This is a genomic window from Streptomyces corchorusii, assembly GCF_001514055.1.
Taxonomy (GTDB): Bacteria; Actinomycetota; Actinomycetes; order Streptomycetales; family Streptomycetaceae; genus Streptomyces; species Streptomyces olivaceoviridis.
This window is the reverse complement of record NZ_KQ948368.1, coordinates 1-25135: the sequence shown is the minus strand read 5'-3', so window position 1 is coordinate 25135 and position 25135 is coordinate 1. Positions and strand designations below refer to the sequence as shown.

The 25135-nt window shown below is 69.5% G+C and carries 20 protein-coding genes and 4 pseudogenes; 13 read left to right on the top strand and 11 right to left on the bottom strand.

The window, feature by feature from the left end:
- Positions 1-675: 675 nt before the first annotated feature.
- Positions 676-1563: a LysR family transcriptional regulator gene (locus AQJ11_RS35665; RefSeq protein ID WP_244218523.1), complete on the bottom strand. Its 888-nt coding sequence runs from the start codon at positions 1561-1563 to the stop codon at positions 676-678.
- Between the two features lie 70 nt (positions 1564-1633).
- Between AQJ11_RS35665 and AQJ11_RS35660 the strand changes: the two genes are divergently transcribed.
- The 5 genes and pseudogenes from AQJ11_RS35660 to AQJ11_RS51670 all read left to right on the top strand — a co-directional run.
- Positions 1634-2848: an MFS transporter gene (locus AQJ11_RS35660; RefSeq protein WP_244218522.1), complete on the top strand. Its 1215-nt coding sequence runs from the start codon at positions 1634-1636 to the stop codon at positions 2846-2848.
- 397 nt (positions 2849-3245) lie between these two features.
- Positions 3246-3800: a hypothetical protein gene (locus tag AQJ11_RS35655; RefSeq protein WP_059266032.1), complete on the top strand. Its 555-nt coding sequence runs from the start codon at positions 3246-3248 to the stop codon at positions 3798-3800.
- Entirely contained in the window at positions 3800-4135 is a 336-nt protein-coding gene (locus AQJ11_RS35650; protein WP_059266031.1) for a carboxymuconolactone decarboxylase family protein, read from the top strand. The genes AQJ11_RS35655 and AQJ11_RS35650 overlap by 1 nt, the downstream gene beginning before the upstream one ends.
- Before the next feature lie 578 nt (positions 4136-4713).
- A pseudogene (locus tag AQJ11_RS52530) lies at positions 4714-4878 on the top strand (universal stress protein); the annotation flags it as partial.
- 50 nt (positions 4879-4928) lie between these two features.
- Positions 4929-5048 (top strand): annotated as a pseudogene (locus AQJ11_RS51670) (transposase); the annotation flags it as partial.
- An 84-nt stretch (positions 5049-5132) separates the two neighbouring features.
- On the opposite strand, the gene AQJ11_RS35640 reads toward AQJ11_RS51670, so the two are convergent.
- Entirely contained in the window at positions 5133-6053 is a 921-nt protein-coding gene (locus AQJ11_RS35640) for a PhzF family phenazine biosynthesis isomerase (RefSeq protein WP_059266029.1), read from the bottom strand.
- 84 nt (positions 6054-6137) lie between these two features.
- Between AQJ11_RS35640 and AQJ11_RS35635 the strand changes: the two genes are divergently transcribed.
- Positions 6138-7079 carry a LysR family transcriptional regulator gene (locus AQJ11_RS35635; protein ID WP_059266028.1) on the top strand — a complete coding sequence of 314 codons (942 nt, stop codon included), beginning with the start codon at positions 6138-6140 and terminating at the stop codon, positions 7077-7079.
- A gap of 49 nt (positions 7080-7128) precedes the next feature.
- Positions 7129-7662 (top strand): 2'-5' RNA ligase family protein, encoded by a 534-nt coding sequence (locus tag AQJ11_RS35630; RefSeq protein ID WP_059266027.1) that lies wholly within the window; start codon positions 7129-7131, stop codon positions 7660-7662.
- A gap of 1067 nt (positions 7663-8729) precedes the next feature.
- Here the strand turns inward: AQJ11_RS35630 and AQJ11_RS35625 are convergent.
- Both AQJ11_RS35625 and AQJ11_RS35620 read right to left on the bottom strand, forming a co-directional pair.
- Positions 8730-9590: an ABC transporter permease gene (locus tag AQJ11_RS35625; RefSeq protein ID WP_059266026.1), complete on the bottom strand. Its 861-nt coding sequence runs from the start codon at positions 9588-9590 to the stop codon at positions 8730-8732.
- The gene (locus tag AQJ11_RS35620; RefSeq protein WP_208616698.1) at positions 9587-10495 is read right to left on the bottom strand and encodes an ABC transporter ATP-binding protein; all 909 of its coding nucleotides are present in this window, start codon (positions 10493-10495) and stop codon (positions 9587-9589) included. Before AQJ11_RS35620 ends, AQJ11_RS35625 begins: the two co-directional genes overlap by 4 nt.
- Positions 10496-10628: 133 nt before the next feature.
- Here AQJ11_RS35620 and AQJ11_RS35615 point away from each other — a divergent pair, with 133 nt between their 5' ends.
- Together AQJ11_RS35615 and AQJ11_RS35610 are read left to right on the top strand one after the other, a co-directional pair.
- Positions 10629-11942: a sensor histidine kinase gene (locus tag AQJ11_RS35615; protein WP_079082551.1), complete on the top strand. Its 1314-nt coding sequence runs from the start codon at positions 10629-10631 to the stop codon at positions 11940-11942.
- The gene (locus AQJ11_RS35610) at positions 11939-12598 is read left to right on the top strand and encodes a response regulator (protein WP_014669727.1); all 660 of its coding nucleotides are present in this window, start codon (positions 11939-11941) and stop codon (positions 12596-12598) included. Before AQJ11_RS35615 ends, AQJ11_RS35610 begins: the two co-directional genes overlap by 4 nt.
- A gap of 785 nt (positions 12599-13383) precedes the next feature.
- Here AQJ11_RS35610 and AQJ11_RS47105 read toward each other — a convergent pair.
- The 3 genes from AQJ11_RS47105 to AQJ11_RS35595 all read right to left on the bottom strand — a co-directional run bounded on the left by AQJ11_RS47105 (position 13384) and on the right by AQJ11_RS35595 (position 18035).
- The gene (locus AQJ11_RS47105; RefSeq protein ID WP_244218521.1) at positions 13384-16110 is read right to left on the bottom strand and encodes a lamin tail domain-containing protein; all 2727 of its coding nucleotides are present in this window, start codon (positions 16108-16110) and stop codon (positions 13384-13386) included.
- A gap of 182 nt (positions 16111-16292) precedes the next feature.
- Positions 16293-16829 carry a GNAT family N-acetyltransferase gene (locus tag AQJ11_RS35600; protein WP_059266024.1) on the bottom strand — a complete coding sequence of 179 codons (537 nt, stop codon included), beginning with the start codon at positions 16827-16829 and terminating at the stop codon, positions 16293-16295.
- A gap of 468 nt (positions 16830-17297) precedes the next feature.
- Positions 17298-18035: an SDR family oxidoreductase gene (locus AQJ11_RS35595; protein ID WP_059266023.1), complete on the bottom strand. Its 738-nt coding sequence runs from the start codon at positions 18033-18035 to the stop codon at positions 17298-17300.
- 145 nt (positions 18036-18180) lie between these two features.
- On the opposite strand from AQJ11_RS35595, the gene AQJ11_RS35590 reads away from it, so the two are divergent.
- Positions 18181-18753: a TetR/AcrR family transcriptional regulator gene (locus tag AQJ11_RS35590; protein ID WP_079082549.1), complete on the top strand. Its 573-nt coding sequence runs from the start codon at positions 18181-18183 to the stop codon at positions 18751-18753.
- A gap of 139 nt (positions 18754-18892) precedes the next feature.
- Here the strand turns inward: AQJ11_RS35590 and AQJ11_RS50510 are convergent.
- The 3 genes and pseudogenes from AQJ11_RS50510 to AQJ11_RS35580 all read right to left on the bottom strand — a co-directional run.
- Positions 18893-19071, bottom strand: a pseudogene (locus AQJ11_RS50510) (Tn3 family transposase); the annotation flags it as partial.
- 215 nt (positions 19072-19286) lie between these two features.
- Positions 19287-20705, bottom strand: coding sequence for an FG-GAP-like repeat-containing protein (locus AQJ11_RS35585; protein WP_244218520.1), 1419 nt, complete (start codon positions 20703-20705; stop codon positions 19287-19289).
- A 461-nt stretch (positions 20706-21166) separates the two neighbouring features.
- Positions 21167-21652, bottom strand: a complete 486-nt coding sequence (locus AQJ11_RS35580; RefSeq protein ID WP_059266022.1) for a DUF3761 domain-containing protein — start codon at positions 21650-21652, stop codon at positions 21167-21169.
- A gap of 262 nt (positions 21653-21914) precedes the next feature.
- Here AQJ11_RS35580 and AQJ11_RS35575 point away from each other — a divergent pair, with 262 nt between their 5' ends.
- Positions 21915-22478, top strand: a complete 564-nt coding sequence (locus tag AQJ11_RS35575; RefSeq protein WP_059266021.1) for a GNAT family N-acetyltransferase — start codon at positions 21915-21917, stop codon at positions 22476-22478.
- Positions 22479-22899: 421 nt separating this feature from the next.
- Here AQJ11_RS35575 and AQJ11_RS50095 read toward each other — a convergent pair whose 3' ends face one another.
- Positions 22900-23070, bottom strand: coding sequence for a hypothetical protein (locus tag AQJ11_RS50095; protein WP_167360895.1), 171 nt, complete (start codon positions 23068-23070; stop codon positions 22900-22902).
- Between the two features lie 342 nt (positions 23071-23412).
- On the opposite strand from AQJ11_RS50095, the gene AQJ11_RS35565 reads away from it, so the two are divergent.
- Both AQJ11_RS35565 and AQJ11_RS35560 read left to right on the top strand, forming a co-directional pair.
- Entirely contained in the window at positions 23413-24609 is a 1197-nt protein-coding gene (locus AQJ11_RS35565; RefSeq protein ID WP_059266019.1) for an alpha/beta hydrolase family protein, read from the top strand.
- A 342-nt stretch (positions 24610-24951) separates the two neighbouring features.
- Positions 24952-25131 (top strand): annotated as a pseudogene (locus tag AQJ11_RS35560) (non-reducing end alpha-L-arabinofuranosidase family hydrolase); the annotation flags it as partial.
- Positions 25132-25135 lie beyond the last annotated feature (4 nt).

Below are 25135 nucleotides of genomic sequence, written 5' to 3'. Positions count from 1 at the left end.
AGCATGAGTTGTGGCCACTTTCTGATCGACGGAGCCCAGCGGTGGTGGTCGGATCCGTCCCTTCCTGCCATGCGGCAGTGAACTGGAGGAGTTCTGGAACGTCCTGGGCGTCTTGGTAGTGCTGGAAGCGGGGGAGAAGGTCGTTGACGAGCTGCGCGCAGCGGGGTGTTCCGATGCGGCGTGCCAGGAGCAGGGATTCGGCGGTGGCGGCTTCGGCGGGCTCGGGTTCTCTCAGATCGAGGTGGCCAGCGGCACGGCAGGCGAGAAACACCCCGCGGGTCTTGTCCCGGGCCGGAGATAGCAGGCTTTCACCTTCGGTGATCAGCCGGTGGGCGCGGCCGGTCTCGCCGAGGTCGAGGAGGGCTGGCCGGAGTCCACGGCGAGATCGGCTTCGCATACCCAGGCGCACCAGGCGGGCCGGTCGGTGCCGGCGTCGTTGAGGTGTTTCTCCGCCGCGGTGTGGGCGCGCAGCACGGCGCGCCGTTCGCCCCGGGCGCCCTGTGCGGCGAGGGTGCTGGCGAGGCGTGGTTGGGCAGGCAGCGGGCGGCGGGGTTCTGGGCGCGGTCAGGGCGTGGTTGAGGATGTTTGTCGCGGTGGTGTGCTCGCCTCGCCAGGCGGCCCGGTAGGCGAGGTCGCCCAGGAGACCGGCGCCCACCGTGTTGGTGAGGTACGGCGTCATGGAGCCGCGGGGCCAAGGGCCAGGAGGGCCCGCAGTGGTCGGGTGGGCTGCGGTGTGCCCCGCCAGATCAGTGCCTTGCGGTAAGTGAGGGAGGGGCTGACCGGGACGGCGCTGACGCGGGGGTTACCGGCGAGAGCCCGGTCGGTGCCCACCGTCAGGGAGACGCCGATGCTGGCCTCCACCAGGGCGACGTGGAGGGCCGCGTCGTTGGTCGCGTACCGGGTGGCGAAGTCGATGCCGGCGGCATCGAACGCGGACTGCAGCCATGGCCGCAGTCCGCTGTCATGGCCGTAACTGATCAGGGTCTTTCCGGACAGCAGCTCGATGGGGATGCTCGTGCGGCCTGCCAGAGGGGAGTCCGCCGGGACGACGGCCACGATCTCGTCTTCGAGCATGACCACACTGCGCATGCCCTGGGGCAGGGGATGCTCCGGCAGGGCCACCACGGCGGCATCCAGCTCGCCGTTCTCGACGCGCGAGATGAGCCCGGCGCTGCGCCCCTCGACGAGCTGCACGGCGACACCCGGGTACCGGCGGTGGAAGGCTCCCAGGAGCGCGGGCAGACGGGTGTGCTGGACCCCGTCCACGGTGCCCAGGAGGAGCGTGCCGGTGACCAGCGCGGTGCGGGAGGCGAACTCCGCGGTCACCCTGTCGGCATCGGCGAGGGTCTGGCTGGCCAGGGGAAGCAGCACCCGGCCGGCCTCGGTCAGGCGGACGCTGCGTGGATTGCGTTCGAAGAGCGCTTCCCCGAGTTCCTTCTCCAGGGAGCGGATCTGGTGACTTACGGCGGGCTGTGCGACGGACAGCCGCTCGGCGGCGCGGGTGAAGCTCTGCTCCTCGGCCACGGCAACGAAGAACCGCAGGGTTCTCAATTCCACGATCATTCACCTCATTTATTACTGACATCGAAAATTGGTCTTTGACCTCGATACTGTTTATCTTCACTCTAGAGGCATGGCGGATGTGAGACAGGCGCCGAAGCGCCTCGACGGGGTTGGTCCGAAGACCGCGGACACCTCTGACCGGGCCGGACTCGGCAGCAGGCACGTGGCATGGATGTCGATCGCGGCCGGCGTGAGCGTCGCCAACATCTACTACGTGCAGCCGCTGCTGCGACCGCTGGCCACCTCGTTCGCGGTCTCCGACGCACTCGCCGGACTGCTGCCGATGATCACCATGGTGGGTTACGCCGCAGGGCTGCTCCTGGTCGTGCCCGTCCTGGAAAGGGCCGGGCTGCACCGGCTGATGCGCTGGCTGAACGCGGGCAGGCTGATCGCCCTGGCTCTGGCCGCGTTCGCGACGGGCTACCCGGTGTTCGCAGCGGCATCGGTGCTGCTGGGAGCAACGAGCGTGCTGGCACAGATCCTGATGCCGGCGGCTGCTTCACTGGTGCCGCCAGAGGCCGTGGGGCGCACCACGGCGCGCATCACGGCCGGCCTCTTCGGTGGCATCGTGGGCGCCCGCGTCATCGCCGGGGCACTCGACGGCCTCCTCGGCTGGCGTCCGGTGTACGCGCTGTCGGCGCTCGCGACGCTGGTCGTGCACCTTGCTCTGCGACGGTTGCCGGAGCCGCCCCTGCGTCACGCGCTGGGTTACCGGGCCCTCCTGAGGTCGCTTCTTCCGCTCCTGCGCAGCGAGCGTGGTCTGCGACGGGCGGCGCTCACCGCCGCTGCCGGCTTCGCCGCGTTCAACATCTTCTGGACGGCGGTCACGCTGTATGTGACCGGCCCGACGCACGGCTGGTCGACGACCGGTGCGGGCCTGCTGGGACTGGTGGGCGTCGTGGGCACCGCCACGGTGCTGGCCACCGGCCGGTTCCTCGACCGGGGGATGCAGCGGGGCCTCGCCGTGGCGGCCGCCGGTGTGATGGCTCTTGGTCTCCTGATCGCCGGTCTGTGGGGGCTGTCGGCCGGCGCGCTCATTCTCGGGGCACTGCTGCTGGACTCCGGTGCACGTGTGAGCAACGTCGCCAATCAAACGCACGCCCTCAGGCAGCGTCCCGAAGCGCGCGCCCGTCTCAACACCCTCTACATGACGACCTACTTCGCAGCCGGGTCCGTCGGCTCCGCGGCAGGAGCGCTGCTGTTCGCACACATCGGCTGGACCCTGACCACCCTGGCCGCCGCAGCCCTGGCCGCGCTCGGTGCCACGCTCGCAGCCAGAGCGTAGCGAAGCGTTCGACAGTCTTCTCAAGGCGGGTGCGACCGTCGGCACATCCGTCCTGGATCCGCCCTGACCAGCAGGCTCATGACCCACATCGTGGGAGGTGCCGTACACAGTGCGTCGCGGCGACATCGGCGGTGCGCTGACGGACAAGCGCCACCGGTGCACCGGTTCTAGGGTTGCGGCATCCGAAGAAACCGAACCGACGCCCTCGCGCCGGTGATCTCGGTGCTGGAACCCGCGGCGACGGCCCGGCCCGTCCCACCTCCTCACCCTGCCCCCGTCCTGGGCCGCAAAGCGGTCGACGGATGACCGAGGGCGGTCGAACCGGCAGTGTCCGGTCGGCCTTCCCCCGCACAAGCCGGCCCGGTTCCAGCCGTGGCCTTCACCGAAGGAGCAGACAATGAGTGATCCGAAGAAGGTCCTGTCCGACCTGGTGCTGTCCGCCTCGACGGAGCACGCCCCGCTCGACGCGCCCTGGGACGCGATCGACATCGCCGACTGGCTGCTGAACCTGCCCGACAAGGAGTATCAGCGCTGCGCCCCGCCCGACCACAAGGCGGCGGGTTACACCACGACCGACGACGGCCGGCCGATGTCGATCAACGTGGAGATGATCGGCACCGGACTGGTGATCCAGCACTACGTCGCCGAGATCGCCGAGAAGCACCACTGCCACATGGTGTCCACCTCCGACGTGCTCACCCCGCACGGCTGGACGACGGTCCAGGTGATCTGGGACCTGTCGGCCAAGGACAACGGCGACGGCACCGTCACTTACACCAACCAGGTCACCAGCCACCCCACCCAGGAGTTCATGGACTTCCTGGAGAAGACCGGCGGCACCTTCGAGCAGGCCGCAGCCGCACGGCAGGCCGCCTCCGGTGACCACAACCGGCGGGAAACCCCGCTGTTCGCCGCGAGCATCGCACGCCACGCCCTCGCACGGAGCTCGTGATGACCACGCAGTCCGAGACACCTTCCACGCCGTTGTCGCCGCGCGAGATGGCCCGCGCCTTCACCCCGGCCCTGACCGAGTTGGTGGAGGACCCCCTGTACAGCGAGGTCTGGGCGGATCCCGCTCTCAGCCCGCGGGACCGCAGCATCGCCACCGTCGCCGCGGTCGTGGCGCTGTACCGCCCCGAAGAACTGCCCGCGCAGTTGCGGCGCGCCGTCGACAACGGGGTGACACGGGCCGAACTCGGCGCGCTCATCACACAGATCGCGTTCTACGCAGGCTTCCCCGCGGCCATCAGCGCCTCGGCCATCGCGGCCCGCACCCTCCCGGACTGAGAACGCACACCCCTCGTGTCCCAAAGGCCACCGCCCGTTCCCGTCTTTCCACGTACGTCGAGGACCGCACCAGCGCGTCCCGCGCAGCAGGAGGTCCGATGACGACGGACGAGGAACGGGCGGCCGGCCCCTTCCGGCAGTTGGCCCCCTGGGTCTTCTTTGTGCCCGATCTGGTGTGCGGCAGGATTCTCCAGGGGTTCGCGACCGGCACGGTCGTGGGTGCCGTGGGATCAGGGCTCCTGGTTTCTACGGCTCCCTGGGCCCGGCACTGGTCCATCGTGTCGTCCCCGGCCAGGGCGCGCTGCCGGGTGGACTGGCCCTGTTCACGCTGACGGCCTGCGGTGCCCTGACCGTCCTCCTGCTACGCAGTGCCGCCCCCGTTGCCACCATGCGGGTGGGGGCCCTGGCTCTCATCGGTGGTGTGGGGATCACCCTGTTGTCTGTCACGCTCGGTTGTCTGTCACGCTGGGCTCCGCCGGACTGTTCTTCGTGGGCACGGCGATCGCCGGTGCCGGGTTCGGGGCCGGTGATTTCATATCTCGGCTTCGGCCTGCCGACGATCGTTGCCGGAGTGATCGTTGTGGGCGTCGACGGCTCGCCCCCTCCAAACGGGCTACGTCCCGCCCAAGAACCTGCGGATCACGGCTCGTGAGGGCGCCGCCGAGGCCGTCCTGATCAGCGCGAGTGTGGGCGCCCGGATGCTCGTGCTCGGCAGCAGGGGCCACGGCGGTTTCGCGGGTCTCCTGCTGGGATCGGATCGGTCAGTGCCGCATGCGCCGAGCACGCCCCTTCCGAGCGGTTCGGGCCGTGGAAGACGATCTATGAGCGGCACCGGTCATGGTCGGCGGACGGCACCCGGGAACGCTCGCTGCGGCACGTGCGGGCCATGGTCGATGCGGTGGGCAAAATCGACTGAGACGTGTCGGTCGACTCCACGATCGTGCGCCCGGCGGCCATCGAGGAGGCCGACCCGGCGCGACGTACCGCCGGCGGGCCGTCAGCGGGGGAGAAGCACGGCCGCGCCGGTGACCCGTACCCGGGCGTCCTCGGGCGTCACACCGATGACGAGATCGCTCGGGCGGCCCATGTCCTCGCCCTGCCGCACCGTGATCTCCGCAGGCTCGGTGACCAGCCCGAGGGTGCGGAGGTAGCCGCCGAACGCAGCCGCCGCCGCGCCCGTCGCCGGGTCCTCCACGACACCGCCGACGGGGAACGGGTTGCGCGCGTGGAAACGGCGCGGCGACTCGCGCCACACCAGGTCGACGGTGGTCCAGCCGTACCGGCGCATGACTTCGGCGAGCGCGTCGAAGTCGTAGTCGAGCGCGGCCAGCCGCTCGCGGGAGGCCGCAGCCAGCACCAAGTGGTCGTTGCCGCCGAAGGCGACGTGCGGCGGCAGCGCGGGGTCGAGGTCCGACGCGCTCCAGCCGAGGGCCGCGAGGGCGGCCTCCAACTCCTCGGCGAGCGCCTGGCGGGACCGGGTCGGCACGCTGGTGAGCGTCGCCTGCACCGCGCCTGCGCCGTCGGTGGCGGTCGTCACCGCTATGGTGCCCGCTGGGGTGTCCAGGGCGAGGTCGCCGGGGCCCAGCCGGTCGGCGAGGGCGACGGCCAGGGCCACCGTCGCGTGCCCGCAGAAGGCCACCTCGGCCAGCGGGCTGAAGTAGCGCACCGTGAAGCGCCGGGCGTCCTGGTCGGCGGCGGTGACGAAGGCGGTCTCCGAGTAACCCACCTCGGCGGCGACGGCGAGCATGGCCGCCGCGTCCAGCCCGGAGGCGTCGAGCACGACCCCGGCGGGGTTGCCGCCGTCCGGCGTGCGGGTGAACGCGGAGTAGCGCAGGATCTCGGGGGCCGCGCCGGAGCCGCCGTGGGCCGGGGCGGTGGTCGCGGTGTCGTTGGCGGCGGTGGTCGTGTCGTTGGTCATGGGGAAACCCTGGCACCCCCGGCCCTATCGCGTCCAACGATGGATTGTGATGCACCCCATCGGCATTCCGCATAAGCTGCACGGGTGGACACGCGACTGCTGACGACCTTCACCACGCTCGCCCGCACCGGCAGCTTCACCGCCGCCGCGGCCGCACTCCACCTCGCCCAGTCCACAGTCACCGTGCACATCCGCACACTCGAACGCGACCTCGGGGTGCCGCTGTTCGACCGGCTGCCCACCGGCGCCCCGCTCACCGAGGCCGGCCGACGGCTCCTCGCGGAGGCCGAGGAGGTGCTCGACGCTGTGGCGCGACTGCGCTCCGCGGCGGGCGAGGAGGGGCCCGTCGCGGGCCGGGTGGTGGTCGGCACGCCGGAATCGCTGTGCGCCACCCGGCTGCCGGCCGTGATCGCCGCCCTGCGCACCGAACACCCCGACGTGGACGTCGACCTGCGCGCGGCCAGCACCGAGGAGTGCGTACAAGGGCTGCGTTCCGGCCACCTCGACCTGGCGCTGCTGATGAACGAGGACGCCGAGTCCCCCGAGATCGCCACCGAACCGGTCGCCCGCGAGGCCCTCACCCTCGTCGCCGCCCCCGGCCACCCGCTGGCCGGCCGAGACCGCCCGGCGGCCTGGGGCGATCTGGCGGCCGAGCACTTCTTCCTCCTGGAGGAGGGCTGCGCCTACAGCGACGCCTTCGAACAGCGGCTGCGCGCCGCGCCCGGCGCGAACCCGCGCATCACCCGGTTCGGCAGCGTGGACGCGGCCCGCTCCTGCGCCGCGGCGGGCCTGGGCCTGACCCTGCTGCCGGCGACGACCGTCGCCGAGCACCTGCGCGACGGACGGCTGCGCGGGATCGCCCTCGACGGCCCGCCCCTCTCCGACATACCCGTACGACTGGCCCGGCACCGCCGGCGCTGGGCGGCGCCCGCCGCGCGCGAGGTCGCCCGCGCCCTCGTCCGGCACCTCGCACAGGCCGGGAACGGGGACGGCGGGCGCCAAGCGGCCGACGCGCCCCCGGTCTGACGGGCCGGCCGGCGGCGGAACCGCGGGCGATCGCCGGTAGTCTGCGGCGGTGCGCACGGTCGAGCTCCTCTTGGACGAGGCGGCGGATCTGGCGGTCAGGAAGGCCTGGCGGCGGCTGGCGGACGCGGGGCTGCCCAGTCAGGCACGCCACCGCTCACCGACCAACAGTCCCCACCTCACTCTGGCCGCCTGCCCGGAACTCACCGCTGCGATCCGCTGGGAACTCGCCGAAGCGGCCGCCACCCTGCCGCTGCCGGTGCGGTGCACCGGCGTGGTCCGCTTCGAGCGGCCCACCTCGGTACTGGCCTGGGCGCTGGACCTCGACTCCGCGCTGGCCGGGTTGCACCGCCGGGTGTGGGACGCGGTGGCCTCCGACAGCCCGCCCGAGACCCTCAACCCCTTGCACGAACCTGGGCGCTGGAGCCCGCACATCACCCTCGGTCGGACCCGACGGGCCGGTGCCTTCGCCGACCGGCGGGTTGCCGAGCTGCTGCCGGCGCCGCCGCTGTCGCTCCGGCTCACCACCCTGCGCAGCTACGACACCCGGACCGGCGCTCTGGAAGTGCTGGAGCCCCGCTCCTGAGCGCACCCGTCGTTGCAGTCGACGGACGCTGGTTTGTCGCTGCCCGTCGACTTCACCCTGTCCGCCGCGGGTCTCGGCGCCCGCGCTTCCGTACAAGGTCTCCTCGGCCCGGCGGTAGGAGAGCCGGGCCCGGCCGGTCTTCGGGCCCACGTCGAGCGTCGGCGTGCCGGCCGGGGACTTGCGGTCGGTGAGGATCAGCGGGCCGCGGGTGCGGCGGGCGATCAGCCGGGGCAGGAGCTGGGCGGTGCCGGGCTGCCAGTGAATCCACTCCGTCGCCCCGTCCTTGGCGGTGATCTTGCTGCGCATGCCCTGCGGGTACAGGTCTTGCACGTTCAGGCACAGCACCTCATCGGCCCGTGCGGCGCTTTCGTAGAGGAGCTTCCAGAACGTCTTCACCCTGAGCCTGACGTCCACGCGCCACAGGGCGGCGATCTGGCTGTCGGCGAGGGTCTTGGCGCGGTCCAGCGGTGCCGGCCGTCCCTCGATGCCGTTCGTCGGGTCGCCTTCGATCCAGCCCTGGCGCTGCCATCAGCCGATCGCCTTGCGCGTGATGGACAGCTCAACGGTTGACGGTGTCGGCGTCCATCGCGTCCGCCCGCGCCGCCGCCCGTCGGCCAGGCGATCTCCGGAAGCGTCGGGTCGTCGATCGCGGCGACGGGGGAGACGGACGGTTTCGCGCCCCGGTAGGCGGGCCCGGTCGGCGCCGGGGCGTCGGTGAGCATCCATCCCCACGTCGTCAGCGAGATCCGGTAGATCAGCGTGGAGGACTTCGCGATGCCCGCGCCGGTGAGGTACCGCTCGACCGCCGCGGTGTAGGACGACGGCGGGACGGCCAGGGGCACTACCCGGGGGCGCGGCAGCCCGGAAGCGCTCCTACCCCCGAGTTCGGTCACTTGTTCGATCGTCACGCGACGTCCCCCTACGTGCTGCCGCAGTGAATCCGGATCCGGCATGTGCTGCGGCACCACACTGGCGGCTCGTCGGCGGGCCGAAGTCCCCATAGACCGACCCGGAGGTGGAGCGGCTTCTACCGCGATCCGCATCAGCACTTCGTGCTCTTCGACCTCTCACTGGTCGTGCAGGTGGACGCTGGTGACGGCGACTGCACATGCGGCGCACGCCCATACCGCGTAGACGGTCCAGGCTCCGCCGATGCTCCACGGGAAAGCGGTCGGAGAGTAGTTGACATCGACGAGCCGGAGCCACGCACGGTAGGGAAGGGTGTGCCCGGCAACCGCCGACCAATGGCGTCCCTCGGTCAGGATCAGTGGCAGCACGAGGATGACCACCGCTGAAAGGATCATGGTGGACGCGGTTTGTCGGATGACGGCGCCGAGCGCGAGGCCGGCGAGCGCGCACACCGGTGAGAGGAGTGCGGAGGCCAGGACGACACGGAAGGCTCCCTGGTCACCGATGGAGACGCCCGCGCCCCGGCGATCGAGAATGGCCTGCGTCACAGCGAACGAGACCCCGGCGACGACCATGCCGAAGAGGGTCGTGACCACGCTGACGACAGCCGCCTTGGCCGCCATCACCGAGCGGTGGGCCGGGACGGCCGCGAAGGTCGTCCGGTTGGTGCCCGTGCTGTACTCTCCGACGATCACCAGAGCACCGATGGCGCCGAGGGCGAGGGCCATGAGCAGGGCCGCGTTCGAAGTGAACGCCTCCTGCAACGCTATCCCGTCCCTTTCAAACGCGGCGCGCTCCTTCGGCACGTGCAGCCTCCAGTGACTGTATGTGTCATAGGCAGTGCCGGCGTTGAAGCCGATGACGGCCAGGGCAGTGGCCCCGTAAGCGATCCAGGTCGAGCGCAGCGAACGGTGTTTGATCCACTCGGCGGTAACCAGGTCACGGAACCGGGCGCGGGGTTCGCGGGCGGATCGTTCGCCGCCGGGAACGTCCGTTGTCGTGGTGGTGGTCGCGGTCAACGGGGCTCTCCTCCGGAGAACTGGACACGGTCGGCGGTGAGCTCCATGAATGCCTCTTCCAGCGTGGCGGAGCGGGTGCTGAGCTCGTGCAGCGGCAGACCTTGCCGTCGGGCGATCTCACCGATGCGCACCGCGGTCAGGCCTGTCACGGTGAGCTGCTTGCCTTCCACGTGCACGGCCGCGCCCTCGGCCGTCAGCAGGTCCCTCAGAGCAGGTGCGGCGGGCGTGGCCACGGTGACGCTCCGCCGGTCGCCGCGGGCCGAGAACTCCGCGAGGCTCTCCGCCGCGAGCAGTTCGCCACGGCCGATCACGATCAGCTGGTCGGCGGTGTGCTCCATCTCCGACATCAGATGGCTGGACACGAACACGGTACGGCCCTCGGCGGCAAGTTGCCTGAACAGCTCACGCACCCACTTCACCCCCTCGGGGTCCAGGCCGTTGAGCGGCTCGTCGAAGAGCAGCACCGGTGGGTCGCCGAGCAGGGCGGACGCGATGCCGAGCCGTTGTTTCATACCGAGCGAGAATCCGCCGATGCGGCGCTTGGCGACCTCGGCGAGACCGACCTCCCGCAGCACCTCGTCCACCCGGCGCCGCGGGATGCGGTTGCTGCGTGCCAGCGCCCACAGATGCGCCGCCGCACTGCGCCCGTCGTGCACGTCCTGCGCATCGAGGAGGGAGCCGACATGACGCAGGCCGCGAGGGCGGTCGCGGAAGGGCCGGCCTGCAATGGTGACCGTGCCGCTGGTGGGCTTGTGCAGGCCGAGGATCACCCGGAGCGTGGTGCTCTTGCCGGAGCCGTTCGGCCCGAGGAACCCGGTCACCCGACCGGGGCGCACGGTGAAGGTCAGGTCTTTGACAGCTGTCGTGCCGCCGTATCGCTTCGTGAGTTCGTCGACTTGGATCACGGCGCCCACGGTGCCGTCCGGCGCCCCCGCTCGTCGTCGGACCGGTGCTGACAATCGCCGGGCGCGGGTGTCGCCCCCGGTTGTACGACCGCAGGCCGATGCCCCGTGGCGTGTACGCGCTTACGATCTCGGCATGTCCGCCTCACCGCCACCACCACTGCCACCGCCGTTGCCGCTGCCGCTGCTCAAGCGCGTACCGCCGGGCCTGTGGACGGCGCTGGTGTGGGTCGTGGCAGCAGGGCAGCCCGTCGTGGAGTACGTCCTGATGCCGCCGCGGCATGAATACTCCCTCAGCTATCCCCGAGACGGCCTTGACCCGCTCGCAGCCAGAGCGCTGCTCGCCCTTGCCTTCCTGATGGTTCTGGCCGGCAGCGCGCTGCTGCGCCGTAGGGCCGCGCTGGCGTACGGTCTGGTGATCGCCGGCACGGTCGTCTCGACGGTGGCCTGGCGGCAGGACGAAGTTCTGCCCCTGCAGTTTCTGGCGGTGGATGTCGCCCTCTGCTACGTCGCGGCCACCCGGCCCCGGCGCATCGCGATCACCGCGACCGCCGGAACGCTGGGCGTGCTCGCCGGATACCTCGTCCTGCGGTGGATCACGGGTGGGGAATCCGGCACCGCCTCCGAACCGTTCGTCGCCCTGACGGTCATCATCGCCTGGCTCGTCGGCAACTCGGTGCACCAGGCCCGTGCCCACACCGCTGAGCTGCACGCCCGGGTCGCCGCCCAGGCGGTCACCGCCGAACGGCTGCGCATCGCCCGCGAGATGCACGACACGGTCGCCCACAGCATCGGCATCATCGCCCTGCAAGCCGGGGCCGCAGCCCGCGTGGTGGAGACACAGCCGGCCAGGGCCCGCGAGGCGATGATCACCGTGGAACACGTAGGGCGTGAGACGCTGGCGGGACTGCGGCGGATGCTGGGCGCACTGCGGCAGGCCGACCAGGAGCAGGAACCCGCCACCCGGGATCAGAAACCAACCGGCCACGACCAGGGGCGCACGCAGGCTCCTCCGCAACCGGCCGTCGGTCTGGCGGATCTGGCACGGCTCGCCGCGACGACCACGGCCGCCGGTGTCCGTGTGGAAGTGTGGTGGCAGGGCAAACGCCGCCCGCTCCCCGCGGACGTAGACCTCGCGGCGCTCCGGATCGTCCAGGAGGCGGTGACCAACGTCGTACGACACGCGGCTGTTGATCACTGTCGGGTGAAAGTCGAATACCGCGAGGACGAACTCGTCGTTGAGGTCGTCGACCGAGGGAAGGGCAGCGGCACGAACACGAAGAACACGGACACCGGATTCGGCCTAGTCGGCATGCGGGAGCGAGTCGCCTTACTGGACGGCCGCTTCACCGCCGGGCCGCGTCCCGGGGGCGGCTTCCGGGTGGCCGCCCGGCTACCGGTGCCGACAGCGGCAGGGACCGAACCCGCAGCGAAGGCTGGAGCCAGGTGACCATCCGCGTGGTACTCGCCGACGATCAGCCCCTGGTCCGCGCTGCCCTGCAGATGGTCATCACCGACACCGCGGACGTCCAGGTCGTCGGCGAGGCCAAAGACGGCGCCGAAGCGGTCCGGCTGACCGGGGAACTCACCCCCGACGTAGTAGTGATGGACATCCGGATGCCCGGCATGGACGGCATCGAAGCCACCCGCCTGATCACCACGGGCGCCGGCGCCACACGCGTTGTTGTACTGACGACCTTCGATGACGACGACTACGTCTACGGAGCGCTGCGCGCCGGCGCATCCGGGTTCCTGGTCAAGGACATGGCCCTGGACGACATCCTCGCCGCAGTCCGTATCGTGGCTGCCGGTGACGCCCTCATCGCACCGAGTGTCACCCGCAGACTGATAAAGGAGTTCGCCGACCGCCCTACAGCGACGCTGCCACAGCGGACGGAACTTGAACGCATCACCGACCGGGAGCGTGAGGTGCTCACCCTCGTCGGCAAGGGCCTGTCCAATGCCGAAATCGCCGACCAGCTCTCCATCAGCGTTGCCACCGCCAAGACCTATCTGACCCGGCTGCTCGCCAAACTCGACGCACGTGACCGGGTGCAACTCGTGATCCTCGCTTACGAAGCGGGGCTGGTGGCACGGTCCCACTGAGCGAACTCCTTCGCAGTCCCTGCCCGAGGCGGGCTGAAGCGGCGCCACCACTCCACCCAGTACGCGCTCCGGGCACAGATCCCGATCAGCGTGCGCTCCGGCATCCTCGCCTTGATCTCCTGCCCCAGCCCCTTCGTCGACGAGCGCTGCCCCTCCGAGCGATGCGGCTTGAGCGAGGGGATGGCCGATGGCCGGGTCGATCACCAGGCACTCGTTGTCCGGGTATCGGCGTCCGCCGCCGCTGCGACGAACCGCCGCCGGTCCTCCAGCTGACTGCCGGCAGAACGACACGACGTCGAGCCCGTCGGTCTCACCCTCCTCGCACAACACGACCTCCGCCAGGAGGGTGGGCAGCTTCTGCTCGATGACCTCCCACGGCAGCAGTTGTCTGGGCCAGTCGGCGTACTCCCCGATCCCGCTCTCGTCTCTCGTCCGCCTCGACGTCGAAGCGACAGTGCCGCCTCGCACACCCGCATGTCCCTCCTCGTGTTCGGGGCATCACCAGAAGGCAGAGAGGCGGTCGGCATCCCTTTGCAAGCCCGGGCGACGCTGCCCGCCCTGTCGGCGAGCGATTGTTCACCGACCGGCGGGAGCGCACCCGGGAAAGCTGGTCGAAGAGCGGGAGGAGAGACGAGTACGACGAAGCTCCCGGTAGTCGGTGGGCGGTCCTGACACCGTCTGCCGGGAGCTTCATCGTTGCCTACGGGCTGGGAGCCTTCTTTACGCTGGCTCCGTCTCACCTGGGGCGGCCCCGTGCGTGAGCCGTCTCCCGCGGTCGGGGGGGATCAGCAGGGGAACGTGCCGCTGTAGAGGGCGTGTCCGTAGGAGGAGGTTCCGGAGCCGAAGCCGTAGATGCCGTCATCGGTCCAGACCGCCTCACGGAGCCCGTTGACGCAGGTCGACGTAGGCGCGATGGCGAAGCCCTCCAGATTGTCGATCGGCATGACGGCCGGGTTCGTGTAGGTCACATCCGGCACGATCGTGCCGGATGCGTTGACCTTCATGAAGGTGTGCGTCTCGCCGCAGGTGTTGTCGCAGGTCGCGACGATGCGCTGGGTTCCGGCGTCGAACATCACGTCCATCACGGACGCCTTGCCGGTCGAGATGGTGCCGAACGTGGTGAACGTGCCGTCGGAGTTCAGACCGTAGACGTGCAGCGTGCCGTCCCACTCCAGGCCGGCGAAGTACAGGCCCGACCCGTGCAGCGGGTAGTTCGCCCGGTTGTACGCGGCTCCGGTGAGCGGGTCGACCCAGCCGTTCGCGGTCAGCCAACTGTCAGGTACGTAGCCGACGCCCTCGAAGCCCAGGTTGGCGTCGTCCTTGCTGCCGGTGTTGAGCTGGGGGAACTGCGATGTCATGTCCCACTGGTGGACTGGCGTCAGCGTCGATCCGGTCGCGGCCGGGTCGAACTCCATGATCGTATCCTTGGGAACCGTGTTGTTGGCGTTGTCACGCTCGGACGTCACGTAGATGTGGCCGTTGCCGCCGACCGTTAGGCCCTCGGAGTCCGGCTGGCCCAAGCCGCCCGCGAAGCGGATCTGCTTGCCGGTCGCGCTCCATGACGGGTCCGGAGCCCACTTGCCGTTGGTCTTGACCAGCTTGTAAAGCCAGTTCTTGTTCTTGGCGGCCCACAGCACCGACGGGTTCGCCGGGTCGAACGCCAGCCCGCTCACGTCGCGGCCCTCCGGGCCGGTGGACGTGGTGAACGCGCAGGCGTTGTCGGTGATCGTGACGTCCAAGCCGCCGGGCCACGCTGATGTGCCCGTCGGAGTCGAGCTCGTGTCGGAGGGCGCCTCAGGGGTGCAGCCGCTGGTCAGCGAGCCCCCGCCGCCCAGCAGATGGCCGACCTGACCGCCACCCCCGCCGCTACTACCCCCGCCGGAGCAGGAGTTGGCGCTGCCGAGCGTCGCGGTCGTGGAGGTCTGGAACCAGCCGGTGCCGTTCGTGCAGCGCTCATCGGACGGCTTGGCGCCGTCGGTGGCCCAGGTCACCGAGTCGACGGTGGTGCCGTTGCTGTCGAGGAGGAAGAACGAGTCGTTGTCGCCCAGACCGAGTGCGGAGTTGAACGTGGCGTAGCCGTGCGCGGGGATGCTCGTCGCGCTCGGGGAGGAGGACGAGATCGAGACCGGGGAGTGATTGGTGTCGCTGTCGACGTACTTCCACGACCCGATGCTGACCGCGCTCGTTCCGTCGTTGTACAGCTCCACGGTGTCCGAGGCGTCGGAGGTGACCTCGTTGATCCGCACCTGGCTCGCCGACGGGACCGACGACGGGCAGTCCGAGGCGTTCGCGGCGCCGAACGTGGTTGCGGAGGTCGCGGTCACCCACGCGCCGGTGCCGTCGCCCCCGCAGCGTGCCATCGCCGGTTTCGCCTTGTCGGTGGCCCACTCAACGCGGTCGACCACCGCGCCGCCGGCCGTGTAGATCACCAACTTGTCCGAATCACCAAGCCCCTTGGGCGAGTTGAAGGTGACGAACCCCCCGGCAGTGATCGTGGTGGCGGACGGGGTGAACGACTGCGGCGACAAGCTGTCGTCGGACATCTTCCAGCCGCTGAGGTTCACCGCGGTGGAGCCGGAGTTGTACAGCTCCACGGTGTCATTGTTCGAGGAGGTGACCTCGTTGATGCGAACATTTTGGTAGCCGGCCGGGTCAGCGGCAGCCGCGGGCTGAGCGGCGAGCAGTACGGTGGCAACCAGCCCTGAGAACGTGAAAGCCGCGGCACATACCGAGGCGACGCCGACGCGTGAGTGTGAAGTAGGCACGAGGCGGAACTCTGGTGAAACGACGTTGAAACGGCGTGTACTTCGACTGAATGCCACCTGCTGACCACTGGAACGCCAGGCACACATCGCCGCCACACGACTGCGACAGCCTTGCCGAAGAGAGTCAGAAGCACCGGCCTGCCCCCCGACCAGCAAAACGCCCCACGACTGCGGCCGGGTCGTCGCAGGGGTGGAGGTGGAGGTTGCGCCGGCCGTGGGCGCGGACCATGTACGCGGCGGCCTCGATGATGTCGGCCCCCAAGCAGGTCGGCCCGGTCCAGGCCACCCTCTCGACCATGAGCGCCGGCCTTGCACTCCCTCTTCAGCCGGGCGGTTAAGGGGATGGGGATCGGCCCTGCCCGAAGCGGCTGAGACTGACGTGTGGGCGGCGTCTGCGCCCCGGTACTGGCGGGTGTTCGTTGGGTCAGGCGGGCGGGCGTCGCCGGATCCTCGGTCAACGGCGAGCGCGCGCTGTACGGCCCCGGCACCGACCGGCTGGCCGGTGTACCGCTTGGTCGCGAGCAGGCTGCCGTCCCCGCCCCGCGAGGCCCGGTTGAGACCGTACTGGATCAGCCAATCCGACGAGGTCGGCCGCATCTCCTCACCCCGGCGCCGCTCCGCCTCCCGCCGCTCCTCCTCGGCGATCCAGCGGTCGATGAGCCCAAGCCGCCGGACGGCCTGCTGCTCGACGACGCGCCGGGCGCGGCGCAATGCGTCCAGACGCGAGAGCGGCGTCTCACCACCCACCTGCTCCTCCCGGCCTGCCGTGTCTTCGCCTGCTCGAAAGGTCGAACAAGCGCCTTAATCGCATGATGCGCCGCGTCGACTACCTCACCGACGCCCTGAGCGCTCCACTTGGCGGATGTTCGCTTGAATTGGCCAGGCTGAGCATTCTGGTTGGCGGGCGGTGAGACCGTCAGCCGCCAGGTTCACGGCCGATCGACGCGGTAGAGGTAGTGGGTCCGGTCGTCGACCGGGTTGTCCGGCTCCAGGTCTCCGACGCCGACCCGGCGCAGCCCTGCTCGCTCAAGCGCCCGCCACGAAGGCTGATTGGCTGCCACCACTGGGACGAGAATGCACGGGGCGGCCGGGTGCTCGGTCCAGGTGCGCGCGATGACCGAGTGGAGCATCGCCGTCCCGATGCCCTGGCCGGTCCGGCGCGGATCGCCGATCAGGTAGTCGATGGTCATCGCGCCGTCAGGTACGGGGACGATGGCCGCCAGCGCGGCCAGATAGTCGGGGTAGTCGCACAGGCGTGAACGTTGTACGAGACCGACCGGAAGGCCTTCGAGGGACGCGAGGAGGTCTTCCGAGGGCTCCTCACCTCGGGCGGCGGGGCCGAAGTCGCGCGCCACCGCTTCCACGGTGGTCTCGTGGTTCCACCAACGCTTCACATGGGGCTGCTGGAGCCACCTCCGCAACAGCGGGAAGTCCCGCTCCTCGATCCGACGCCACGTGATCTCCATGAGGCCGCTCCCGCAATGTCCACGACTCCTCGCAGGCTAAGTGCTGCGCGGACCAGCCCCAAGGCCACCGCCCACTCGAACGCGAGCCGGGGCGGTCACGGTGGATCCGCCTCGCATGATCGGCGCTGGCCGCTACCACTTGCTGCTCGCCTCCGGCGGCCGACCGGTGCAGCACGGCTGGCGGCACCGCGAGGAGGCGCGGCACAAGTTCGCCGCTTGATCGGCGCGTACGGCGGCATGCCCGACGCTCGGGTCAGCCTCTTTGACGAGGACGCCGGGAGAATTGCTGGCCTCCTGGCCCGACGACCGGTAGGGGTCCGCGCCGACTGTTCGGCCGGCGGATCCTGTTGAGGGTGCCGCACGGCCTTCTTCGCGGTCTGCTCCAGCTCATACCGGTTGCTCTCGGTGGCTTCGGCGTGTGTCGGTGAGAGCGCCTGCACCGGTTTCGAGTAGCCCGACTCGCCGCTATCAGGCCTGCGCGGTGGGGTGGACGACGATCTCGCTGACGTCGACGCCGTCGGGTTGTTCGATGGCGTAGCCGATGGCGGAGGCAATCGCCGAGGGCGGCATGGCGATCTCGTCCCGCTGCCGGGTCATCGCGGCCGCGACTTCAGGGCTGGCTCCCTTGCCGATGCCTTCGGTATGGGTGAAGCCGGGTGAGACGAGGGTGACGCGCAGGTCGGGTCCCGACTCCTGGCGTAGGCCCTCGGTAAGCACCTTCACCGCCGTTTTGGTGGCCGCGTAGACCGCCAGGGGGGATTTGACGACGTAGGCCGCAGTGGAGCCGACGTTGACGAACTGGCCGAAGCGCTGCCGGCGGAAGATGGGCAGAGCCGCCCCGATGCCGTTGAGCAGGCCGGTGATGTGGGTGGAGACCATGGCGTCCCAGTCGTCCTGGCGCAGGTCGTCGAACGGTGAGACGGCCATCGTGCCTGCGTTGGAGACGAGGACGTCGAGTCGACCGTACTGGTTGAGGGCCGTGTCCGTCAGGCGCTGGAGGTCTTCGCGGCGCGTGACGTCGACGATGACGCCGGTGGCGGTGCCGCCCTTCGCCGTGATGCCGTCCACGACAGCATTCAGTCGGTCCTCGCGCCGGGCTCCGAGCACGAGTTGGGCGCCCTTTTCGGCGAGGTAGGCCGCAGTTGCCTCACCGATGCCGCTGCTGGCACCTGTGATGGCGATGACTTTGCCCTGGATGCCCGACATGATCGGCTTCCCTTCTTGGGGTGCGTGCAGGCCAGTGCAGTGACCTACAGTAAAAACCGGAGGTGTCCCCAGTTAGCTCACCATAAGTGGGGGCGTATCCGGTTAGCAAGTTCGGAGGGCTTCGAAGAGGGGATGGCGAGCACTGATGACCGATGGAACGCTTCGGCCGCTGCGGGCTGACGCACGGCGGAACAGGGAGAAGATCCTTACGGCCGCCGTACGCGTCTTCACGGCGGAGGGGCTGGATGCGCACCTGGAACGCATCGCCAAGGAGGCAGGCGTGGGCAGCGCGACCCTGTACCGCAACTTCCCCACCCGGGAGGCCCTGATCGAGGCGGTCTACCGCAACGAGGTGGCCCAGCTGTGCGATGCCGCCCCCGCACTGCTTACGCAGAAGCCGCCGGCCGAGGCCCTGCGCGCGTGGACCCGCCTCTTCCTGGACTACGTCACCGCCAAGTACGGCATGATCGACGCCCTGCGCGCCATCGCCGCGACGGGAGGCAATCCTTATGGGCACAGCCGGGAAATGATCCAGGCCGCCATCACCTCACTCATGGAGGCTTGCATGGCCGCCGGGGTGATCCGCACCGATATCCAGCCCACCGACATCGGCGCCGCCCTGGAAGGCATCGCCCTCACCTCGGCGGGTGCTGAACACCGACAGCAAGCGGAGCGCCTGCTCGACCTCACCCTGGACGGCCTCATGGTCCGCCCGTGAGGACTCGTGCGTGAGTCCGCTCCACCACCGCAGGACCTCGGGCGGTCATTCCTCGCTGCCGTCGTCCTCGTCCGACTCGGGCCCGTCAGGGTCGCGCAGCGGGCGCAGGGCGCCGGGCGCCGACGGCCGGGACACCGGCGGTGAAGCTGTAGCGGCCGAGCAGATTCAGGTGCGGTGCTTGAGCGGGGACAGGCGGGCGATGTCCTCGTCGCGGATCTCGTGGCCGTCGGCGCGGAGCCGGGCGATGGCGGCGTCGATGTACTTCTTCGTCCAGAGGACGATGGCGTCGAGGACCAGGCCGAGCGCGCCGAGCTGGTCTCATCCGAACTGTGGCCGTACCCAACAGGGCACCGACAAGACCAATGTCTGCGGCCCCCAAGGCTCACCCTCGGATTGACGGTTCGGGATGATGCGCGGGCTCAACGCACCGGGACCCGTGGAACGGGTCCCGGCGGTGGTGCTGAGTGGCATCGTGGGCAGCCGGCTGGCCGATGACGTACCCGAGGGCTGAGCCGGCTCTTCGTGATATGGCTTCAGCCGAGGAGGGTTTCGCCGATGCCGGAGCCGGAGGAGACGCCGTATTCCTTGGGGCCGTAGACGCTGACGCCACTGGTGCTCAGGCCGCTGGAACTGCCTCGCAGTTGCCAGACGGCGCCGCTGTCCTCGTTTTCGCCGGGGGCGGAGACGGCGAGGTCTGCCTTGCCGTCGCGGTTGAAGTCGGCGAGGCGGACCTGGGAGCCGAACACGTCGTTGAACTCGGCGCTGCCGGGAATGCCGGTGGTGTCCTGTGAGTAGCGTGCCGCGCCGGTGGTGGTGAGCCCGCCGGCGCTTCCGCGCAGGACGAGGACGTCGCCTCCCCTGAAGGCTCGGCCGAGGGACTCGTAGGGGATGCCGATGGCGAGGTCCGCGCGGTGGTCGCCGTTGATGTCGGCGATGGACATCGCCGCGCCGAACTCGTCCTCCTTCTCGTTGGCGCCGGGGATGCCGGCGGTGTTCTGGTGGTAGACGCGGCCTGAGGGGGCGAGGCCGCCCTTGATGCGGGGGTCGCCGTAGCGGACGGTGACGTAGCCCGAGCCGTTGCTGGGATCGGCCAGTCCGTTGGGGTTGAGGCGGGGGTTGGACAGGGCGATGGCGAGGTCGTCGCGGCCGTCACCGTTGAGGTCCCCGGCCTCCACGCGGTCTCCGCCGGCGAGCCGGGCCCGGGCGGTGAAGGAGTCGGTGTCGGTGGTGCCGGGCTCCTGGCCGTAGACGAGGGTGGTCTTCTGCTGGACGACGGCCAGTTCGTCCTTGCCGTCGCCGGTGAAGTCGCCGGCCGCAAGGCGGCCGCTGCTGGTGGAATCGGGGCCGTAAACGTCCTCGCCGGCAGGGGCCTTGGTGCGGGTGAACGTGCCGGAGTACAGCCGCAGGGAGGTCTGCCCGCTGACGGCGATGTCCGGGCGGGAGTCGCCGGTGAAGTCGCCCACGGCGATGTCGGAGCCGAACAGGCGCGAAGGGTACGACGGTCCCGAGGGCAGCGCGAGGGCACTGCCGAACGGTGAGGCGCCACCCCACAGCACGGTCACCGAGCCATTGCCCGACCCATCGCCTTCGCTGCCGACCAGCAGGTCGGCGTACCCGTCGCGGTTCAAGTCGCCGCTGGCGAGGCTGCTTCCGAAGTAGTCCTGGTACCCGGGCGTGCCGGGGACGTTGGCGGAGTTCTGCGTGATGTAGACGTGCTTGCCGGTCAGGCCGTGGGCGGAGCCGAAGGTGACGAGAATGGCACCGGCGTTCTGCTTCCCGCTGACTGTCTTGCTCGGCATGCCGATGGCCAGATCGCGGTATCCGTCACCGTTGAAGTCATCGGCCAGCTTGGACCCGGCGGCCACGGCCTGGCCGGCCGAGACGGCCACCAGACCGCCGGTCAGACAAGCCGCCAGGGCCGCTGCCACGGCAAGACGGACGGAGTGACGCACGAAGACCTCCCATTTCACCGCGGACGCCGACGGCACCCGCGAACCGGAATGATGGCCGGCAACCCCGTGTCTGGCGGGCCAGCGGCTCGATCACGCGATGCGTGACGAAGAACAGACACCCCACCACCACCGATGGTTGTACCGCGACCACCATGCACCGGTCCCACCCGCACGAGGACTGTGACCGGTCGGAGAGGTGGGCAAGACCCGCTCCAGAGCGCCGCGAAGTCAGCAGCCCGCGCAGACGGTTCTGGCCGCGGGTGACCTCACTGGCCAAGTCGTCGTCGAAAGCCGCCGACATGTTCCGCCCTGCGACGCACTCGTCGTCCGGCGGCCCGGCTCGTCGCCACGGCCACGGCCACGCCCTCCCCCTGGCTTCCTCACCTCCCACCGGGCCGTTGCCCACCCTCGGGATAGTCGGCCCAGCCACCGCACTGGCTAGTCGGAGAGCACAATCCGAACTACTTGTAGAAGACGTCCACGCCTCCATGGTGCGAGCAGGCGCCCTGGTGATGTGCGGCGTAGGAGTACGTGCCGTCGTTGCAGCGGGCGGTGGCGCCGTTTCCGGCTCCGATGGAGCCACTTGAGGAGCTTGTGCTGTCGCCTCCGGATGAACCGCCTGACGAACTGCCGCTGCTCCCGGAACCCGCCGCGACCGCGTGGGCGGTGATGGTCACCTTCACTTTGACCGTCTTGGTCTCGGTCACTGTCGGCGCGGGTTCCGGCGTCGCCGTTTCCGTGGTGGTGGCCGTCGCGGTGACCGTGGCGGTCGGCCGCACCTTGTCGGCTGCCGGCTTTGCATCGCTGTCTGTGTTCTGCTCGCCGGCGCCGGCGCCGATGCCGAGGAAGAAGGCGAGGCCGATCGTGGGCAGCACGTATCGCTTGCGTGCCCACTTCGGGGCTATCCGGGCGGTCGGCGGCTGCGGCGTGGTGTACGGGTTGGTCATGTGTCCCCCCAGGACATCTGAAGGGCACGAACGCTAGCGTCAGTTGTGAGCCAGGCGTGCTAGTTGTGTGCGTGTGTCATCTATTCGTGACATCCACCAGCCGCGGTGCCAGGTCTTTCACCGCGTCGTCCTCGGCAGTCGCTGCCGCTGCGCCGCAGCCTCATCAGCGACGGTTCCCGATCCGAGGTCCTCTGTTCCGGGTTCGCGGCGTGGTCGGCCGAAAGGTGTCCTGATGTGGCCTCAGTGGTCTTAGCGTCGTGGTGTGACCACTGTTGACCACACGGCTTACCGGTACCGCAGAGCCGTCCCCGAGGACACGGACGCCATCGAGGCCCTGGACGGCTCCTTCACCACCCGCACCGTCTTCCGGGTGACCGCCGACGACGACGGGTTCGCACTACGGGAGATGCCCGTGGACCCGCCCCTGACCAAGGTGTTCCCCGAAGAGGAGGCGGACGGCGACGGCGGCGGGGGCGATGACGGGAACGCCCGCACCTTCGTGGCCCAGGGAGCCGCCGGCGACCTGGCCGGATTCATCACCGTCTCGTACTCCGGCTGGAACCGCCGGCTGGTCGTGAAGAACATCGAGGTCGCCCCGGAGCACCGGGGCCGGGGGGTGGGCCGCGCGCTGATGCGGCTCGCGGTGGAGTTCGCCCGTGAACGGGGGGCCGGGCACCTCTGGCTGGAGGTCAGCAACATCAACGCGCCGGCGATCCACGCGTACCGGCGGATGGGCTTCGCCTTCTGCGGGCTGGACACGTCCCTCTACGACGGCACCCCCTCCGAGGGCGAGCAGGCGCTCTACATGAGCATGCCCTGCCTCTGAGCCGACAGCAGGCGGCACACGACGGAGACCGTCTCCCGAGCCCGTTCACGCCGAAGGGCGACCGTCCCGAGGGCCCGGCCTGGTACGCCACGCCCACCGTAAAGCGGCGCGGCAGCGCTCCGGCGCGGCTACAGCATGATCAGCGCCGGCGCGGTGCCGGTGACCTGGATTTCAGGTCCTGCTTGAGCCGCAGTGATCGACACGGTGATGTGCGACCTCGCCGGGCCCGATGGGATCGGTTCGTACACACCCGTACCCGACGTCGCGCTGGAAGTCGCGATCGGAGTGCGGCAGAAGCTGCCCCTGTACGCCCACCTGGCAAGCCTCACCTGGCTCCTGCGGGACGCGGCACACCAGGGGGCGGCCCGCGATTCCACCGCGACGGACCGGGCGTGGCCGCCTGCTGTGGGCGTAGTCGTCGTCAGCCGGCCACGACGACCCTTGGTTCCCGTACAGCGCGCTCGCGGTGGTGCTGCACGGAGATCGCCTCGAAGGGGTCCAGGGCGCGGCGGCGAACCAGGCCGGTGCGGAAGCCGACGGGCAGCGCCGTCAGGGCGACGACCGTACGACGGCACGCCTCTTTGGAAGTCATTTGTGAGGGATCGCCTTGCACAGAAGCGCACAGTGCGATGTTCGGCAGCGCACTACTCAAAACCCGTTCCCCCAGGGGACTCAATCGGACTCTGACGGCGTCATTTTCATTCATGACCAGGGGCTAAACCTTCCGATCGGCCAGAAATCCAGGCTCTGGACTGCTGCTTCCGGAGGTTCAGCGGGGCGAATCCTCACCAAGCGGAGCGCATCGGCGGTGGCTACGGTTTTCAACGGCGGTGAAGTTCCCCGAGAACGCGCCGCCACTGCGCCCACTTCGGTGACGCATGGACGCCGAGCGCAGAACCGGGCAGCCAAGCCCGCCTCAGTGAAGGGACTTTCCATGGAATTCATCTTCAAGGACGAAGCCTTTAAGTTCGAGACCCTGCGCGCTGCGGGATTCGCGGGGGACGCCGGTGCCGACATCGGTGAGGTCATTGTGACCACGGCACAGATTCCCGAGGGGGACGAAGACGCCTGGACCGCGGCCTGGAAGGCGACCGCTGAGCGCACCGCGATACGGGGCGAGGATTCGCTTGAGGCCGGCGACCCGATCAGTGCGCGCGAAGCGTTCCTGCGCGCGTCCAGCTACTACCGGTCGGCCGAGTTCTACCGCCGCCGGGATCCGCTCAACGATCCGCAGGTCCTCGAACTGTCACGGCTGTCCAAGGACTACATGGTCAAGGCCGGCGCTCTGCTGGACGGTCCGTTCCGCGAGGTGACCATCCCGTTCGAGGACGGTGAGATCCCCGGCTACCTGTACCTCGTGGACGACAGCGGGCAGCCGCGTCCCACCGTCATATACACCAACGGCTTCGACTCCACCCGCGAGGAGGGCTACTTCGTCATCGGCGCGGCAGCGCTGCGTCGCGGCTACAACTTCCTGGCCTACGACGGGCCCGGACAGGGCTGGATGATCCGGGAGAAGAAGGTTCCGTACCGGCCGGACTGGGAGAACGTGCTGGGCCCTGTGGTCGACTACGCGTTGACCGTACCCGAGATCGACAACGACAAGATCGTGCACTTCGGCTACAGCCTGGGCGGATACCTCGTGGCACGGTATGCGGCCTACGACCACCGGTCGGCGGCGATCGTGTGCAACGACGGTCTGCTCACCTTCTACGCCTCTTACCCGCCGATTCCGTCCGCCACGTTGAGCCTCGTCGAAGAGGGGCGGGATGCCGAGGCGCTCCCTCTTCTGGAAGGAATGGCCAAGGACGACACCAACGCTCGCTGGGGCCTGCAGAACGGTGTCTGGGTCAACGGGGTTTCCAACTTCGCCGAATACGTCCGCAGTACCCGCGATTACACCCTGACCGTCGACGACGCCCATAAGATCCAGACACCCGTTCTGATCCTCGAAGGGGAGAACGACAAGGTCTTCGCCGGTCAGGCGACCAAGCTCGCCGCGGAACTGCGGGCACCGCACGAGCACGTCGTGATGCGCGATGCCGACGGCGCGGGGGAACACTGCCACGAAGGGGCGATGTACTTGCTCCACCAGACAGTCTTCAACTACCTGGCCAAGACCCTCCGGTAGCGATATCGGCCACAAAGCACATGCCGGACGCGAAGGCACGCTGTGTCATACACCTTCGCGTCCGGTACATGCTCCCGCAAGCTCTTGCTTCGCACCGACTCGGTCTGACCAGCGCCCGCTCCGGCGACTCCCAGGAAAGTCCGCCACTGTCGACCCAGACCTGGTCGCCTGGGACGGTAAAACGTTCGGTGTAACTCCCGATCCCGGAAGATGCATCGATGACCAGTGGCCTACAGCTGACCGGCGAGGGCGGGCTGTTGCAGCAGCTGACCAAGCGGTTGCTGGAATCCGCGTCTACTGCAACGGCAAGTACCACGTGTTCACCGGCGTCGCCAGTTCTTCGTGATCGCCGCCCAAGGCTCCGACACGTACGCCCTGTTCGAGGCGAGCAACGTCTACGAGGTGCAAGGCAGCGACCAGTACCTGCTGCTCGTGGAGGCCATCGGCTCCGACGTGCGGCGCTCCTTCCGGTCCTGGACCGCCGGCGGCCTGGCCGGCAGCCGGAGCCCGCTGGCCGCGTCCTAGA

Bases quoted from the DNA above. Each gene is read 5' to 3' on its own strand.
- AQJ11_RS35665 (WP_244218523.1), bottom strand. From the start codon at position 1,563: ATGATCGTGGAATTGAGAACCCTGCGGTTCTTCGTTGCCGTGGCCGAG.
- AQJ11_RS35660 (WP_244218522.1), top strand. From the start codon at position 1,634: ATGGCGGATGTGAGACAGGCGCCGAAGCGCCTCGACGGGGTTGGTCCG.
- AQJ11_RS35655 (WP_059266032.1), top strand. From the start codon at position 3,246: ATGAGTGATCCGAAGAAGGTCCTGTCCGACCTGGTGCTGTCCGCCTCG.
- AQJ11_RS35650 (WP_059266031.1), top strand. From the start codon at position 3,800: ATGACCACGCAGTCCGAGACACCTTCCACGCCGTTGTCGCCGCGCGAG.
- AQJ11_RS35640 (WP_059266029.1), bottom strand. From the start codon at position 6,053: ATGACCAACGACACGACCACCGCCGCCAACGACACCGCGACCACCGCC.
- AQJ11_RS35615 (WP_079082551.1), top strand. From the start codon at position 10,629: ATGTCCGCCTCACCGCCACCACCACTGCCACCGCCGTTGCCGCTGCCG.
- AQJ11_RS35600 (WP_059266024.1), bottom strand. From the start codon at position 16,829: ATGGAGATCACGTGGCGTCGGATCGAGGAGCGGGACTTCCCGCTGTTG.
- AQJ11_RS35595 (WP_059266023.1), bottom strand. From the start codon at position 18,035: ATGTCGGGCATCCAGGGCAAAGTCATCGCCATCACAGGTGCCAGCAGC.
- AQJ11_RS35590 (WP_079082549.1), top strand. From the start codon at position 18,181: ATGACCGATGGAACGCTTCGGCCGCTGCGGGCTGACGCACGGCGGAAC.
- AQJ11_RS35580 (WP_059266022.1), bottom strand. From the start codon at position 21,652: ATGACCAACCCGTACACCACGCCGCAGCCGCCGACCGCCCGGATAGCC.
- AQJ11_RS50095 (WP_167360895.1), bottom strand. From the start codon at position 23,070: ATGACTTCCAAAGAGGCGTGCCGTCGTACGGTCGTCGCCCTGACGGCG.
- AQJ11_RS35565 (WP_059266019.1), top strand. From the start codon at position 23,413: ATGGAATTCATCTTCAAGGACGAAGCCTTTAAGTTCGAGACCCTGCGC.